This is a genomic window from bacterium, assembly GCA_040756715.1.
Lineage (GTDB): Bacteria > UBA9089 > UBA9088 > UBA9088 > UBA9088 > JBFLYE01.
On the sequence record JBFLYE010000040.1, the window covers coordinates 1 to 3,076 of the forward strand.

The window sequence follows — 3,076 nt, forward strand, 5'->3', positions numbered from 1 at the left end:
AACAAATCCCGCCGCTCTTACTGCCTTTTCCCATCCCTCTCTCCATTTGCCCCTTCCAAAATGCCACCTTATTGCTCCATATAAATTTTTACGATTCTTCTTAAGATACGCAGGATTTATTGACTTGCCCTCTTTTTTTATCCCTCTGATTGCCTTAATAATCTTTATTTTTGACCACTTTTTCTTTGTCATCTTTTTAAATCTTATATTCCCTTTTGCCTAGTAGCCTTTTTATGTTCGGGATATGTTTAATAAGAATAAAAGCCATAGCTACAAGGGAGAAAACAAAAACAAGCCTTTTGTTAGGAGAGATAAAAAAGACCAGGATTGGCAAAGAGGTGGATGAGACAATTGAGCCTATTGAAACAATTCTTGTGATAGAAAATGCCAACAAAAATATTGCTATTGTAATTGTTATTTCAATTGGTGCAAGGGCTAGAAATACACCCGCTGAGGTTGCCACACCCTTTCCACCTTTAAACCTTAAAAATATGCTAAAACCCTGCCCCAATATTGCAAACAGGGAAGAAAGAATAGCAATTTTTTCTCCCAAACCAAGCTTAAATGAGATAAAAGGGAAAAAAAAGCCCTTTAGGATGTCAAAAATAAGCACAGGGATTCCCCATCTTTTTCCCAATACCCTACAAACATTGGTAAATCCAATATTTCCCGAGCCTTCTTTCCTTATATCCCTTCCTTTGATTTTTCCAAAGATATACCCTAATGGAATTGAACCAAAAAGATATGCAACAATAATTATAATTAGCCCTTCCAATTTTTTAAATGACTCTCTGACCCTCCAGACCCTCTGACCCTTACATATCTTCCGCCATCTTTGAAAGCCTTAATACAAGAACCTTTGCGAGGTTTGCCGCAACAGAGGGATTTTCCTTTAATAACTCATTAAACGATTTCTTATTCAAAGTGATTGCCTCAACATCAGATACTGCAACCACAGAGGCTGTTCTTTCTACGCCAACCAATAGGGCTATCTCGCCAAAGAAATCCCCCTCTTTAAGATGGGCAATCCTTTTTTGTTCTCCCTCAATAATTACATCAGCCTCTCCCTTCCTTAAGATATAGAAGTAATCTCCTATCTCGCCCTCTCTAACCATATACTCTCCCTTCTCAAAATTCTTGGTGGAAAGCTTCTCGGCTATGCTTTTGAAATCCTCAACCGAGAGGGAAGAGAAAAGGGGAACCTTCATCAGGGTAAGCACCGTTTGATTATCAAGCTCCATATTTCACCTCCATAAATTTTTAATAATTATAATGTGCTTTTTATTAAAAGTCAAAATATTTCTCTTTTAAACTCCCAATTTTTCTCTAAAGTTTTAAAAGTCCAATTTTTCAATAACTGGATTCGGGATAAAAAATTTCTCTAAAGTTTTTTGAAAAATTTTAGGAGACAAATAAATAATCCTCTATAATCTTTTTGTGGTCGAAGACAATATTGTCTGGTAATTTATCTTTATCAAAAACCCTTGCTTCTTCTGCATCGTCCCCTCCAATTGGCTCTCCACTTGCCTTTGCAATGTATACCGTTGATATTACATGAAACCTTGGGTCTCTATTTGGGTCTGAGTATGTATGGAATTGTCTGATGAGTGTAATGTCAAGACCTGTTTCCTCCTTTGCCTCCCTTATTGCTGCAGATTCTAGTGTTTCACCGTAGTCAACAAACCCTCCAGGCAAAGCCCAACCAAAGGGAGGATTTTTCCTCTTTATAAGAACAATCTTGTCTTCTATTTCAATAATTATATCAACTGTGGGATATGGGTTTTTGTATTCACACATAATATACTAAATAACCCTATATTTTTCAAGCTCTCTTTTTAATAATGAAACAGAGGGCTGTCCATCTGCATATGGCTTATTTATAAATCCATAGGTTATTAAAGAGCCAAATATGGGTGCAATTATTCTTGTAATTTTGCCAAGTAGCCCCATTCCAATAGCAATTATGGGCTTTTTATAATTGTAGGTAAAGTTAAGGAGCCTTGCAATGTCCTGTTTGTTATTTATAAATGTTGCAATTTTTACTATATCGGCCCCATTTTTCTCCATAGAAGAAGAAAGAAAGATAAGGGTTTTAATCTCAGGGGTGTTTTGATAATTGTGATGGGAGATGATCAAGGTCTTTTTATTTTTCTTTACAAAATCAATTAAATGCTTTTTTTCGCCATATTCCAGGTCAACATAATCTACTAGGGAAATTATCCCTTTAATTGCCTCATCTGGTAGGAATAGCCTTTTTGTGGCAATAATGGGAAGGCTTGTTTTTTTCTTTATATCTTTGATAAGCAATAGGTTATCCCCCTTTCCTATTATCTTATCAAGCCTTATTTCAATAATATCTGCCCCATATTTTTTTCCTTTTTCTGCAAGGCTTAAAATATTTTTTCTTCTTCCACCAATCGTTGCTGCAATCATAAAGCAAATTTTAAATTACAAGATTTACAATTTGCAATTTAAAATTTACAATTTATATATTCGCCCAAGTAGCTTAATGGCAGAGCAAGGCATTCGTAATGCTTAGGTTGCCAGTTCAAGTCTGGCCTTGGGCTTTAATATGACTAAATGACTATGCAAACCAAAGTAAAAAAGACAATTAAAGAATTACCAAAGGTTGATAGACCTAGAGAAAAGCTAATGCAGTATGGCCCAGAAAAACTTTCTAATTCTGAACTTTTAGCTATTCTTAGGATCAGGAACAAAAGAAGAAAATGTGGTTGAGTTATCAAATAAAATCCTAAAAAGATTTAGTGCTAATGAACTGCCAAATTTAACCTTTGCTGATTTAAAAAATTATCAAGGGTTAGGCCCTGCCAAAGCCTGTGAGATTGTCGCCTGTTTTGAACTTGGGAAAAGATTACTCAAGGACAAGAAAGCAGAGATTTATTTAGAGCCAATTTTTAAAATTTCTTAAAACTGGGGATGTAAGATATGAAAATTATAGTTAATTCCATAACGCTTTACAAAATGTATGTGTTTAGATAATCTTAAGGAAAACTTTATAAAATTATGAATTTTGAATGTTGAATTTTGAATTAAAAGGGAAAAAATTTTATAAAAC

At 34.6% G+C, this 3,076-nt stretch carries 5 protein-coding genes, 1 tRNA gene and 1 pseudogene; 2 read left to right on the forward strand and 5 right to left on the reverse strand.

What is annotated here, in order from left to right; translation table 11 throughout:
* From AB1397_01495 to AB1397_01515, 5 genes are all read right to left on the reverse strand, one after another.
* Positions 1 to 192 (reverse strand): hypothetical protein (locus AB1397_01495; GenBank protein ID MEW6481672.1); only part of this gene is annotated, 192 nt, incomplete at its 3' end.
* Between the two features lie 4 nt (positions 193 to 196).
* Positions 197 to 775, reverse strand: coding sequence for a glycerol-3-phosphate 1-O-acyltransferase PlsY (plsY, locus tag AB1397_01500; protein MEW6481673.1), 579 nt, complete (start codon positions 773 to 775; stop codon positions 197 to 199).
* 40 nt (positions 776 to 815) lie between these two features.
* A complete protein-coding gene (locus tag AB1397_01505; GenBank protein ID MEW6481674.1) occupies positions 816 to 1,241 on the reverse strand; it encodes a cyclic nucleotide-binding domain-containing protein in 426 nt (141 codons plus the stop codon).
* 160 nt (positions 1,242 to 1,401) lie between these two features.
* Positions 1,402 to 1,797, reverse strand: a complete 396-nt coding sequence (locus tag AB1397_01510; protein MEW6481675.1) for an NUDIX hydrolase — start codon at positions 1,795 to 1,797, stop codon at positions 1,402 to 1,404.
* A gap of 6 nt (positions 1,798 to 1,803) precedes the next feature.
* Positions 1,804 to 2,433, reverse strand: a complete 630-nt coding sequence (locus AB1397_01515; GenBank protein ID MEW6481676.1) for a type I 3-dehydroquinate dehydratase — start codon at positions 2,431 to 2,433, stop codon at positions 1,804 to 1,806.
* Between the two features lie 62 nt (positions 2,434 to 2,495).
* On the opposite strand from AB1397_01515, the gene AB1397_01520 reads away from it, so the two are divergent.
* Positions 2,496 to 2,567 (forward strand) — tRNA-Thr (locus tag AB1397_01520).
* Positions 2,568 to 2,586: 19 nt separating this feature from the next.
* A pseudogene (locus tag AB1397_01525) lies at positions 2,587 to 2,929 on the forward strand (UPF0758 domain-containing protein).
* The last annotated feature ends 147 nt before the right edge of the window (positions 2,930 to 3,076 follow it).

Coding starts and splice junctions, on each gene's coding strand:
- AB1397_01505 (MEW6481674.1), bottom strand. CDS start 1,241: ATGGAGCTTGATAATCAAACGGTGCTTACCCTGATGAAGGTTCCCCTT.
- AB1397_01510 (MEW6481675.1), bottom strand. CDS start 1,797: ATGTGTGAATACAAAAACCCATATCCCACAGTTGATATAATTATTGAA.
- AB1397_01515 (MEW6481676.1), bottom strand. CDS start 2,433: ATGATTGCAGCAACGATTGGTGGAAGAAGAAAAAATATTTTAAGCCTT.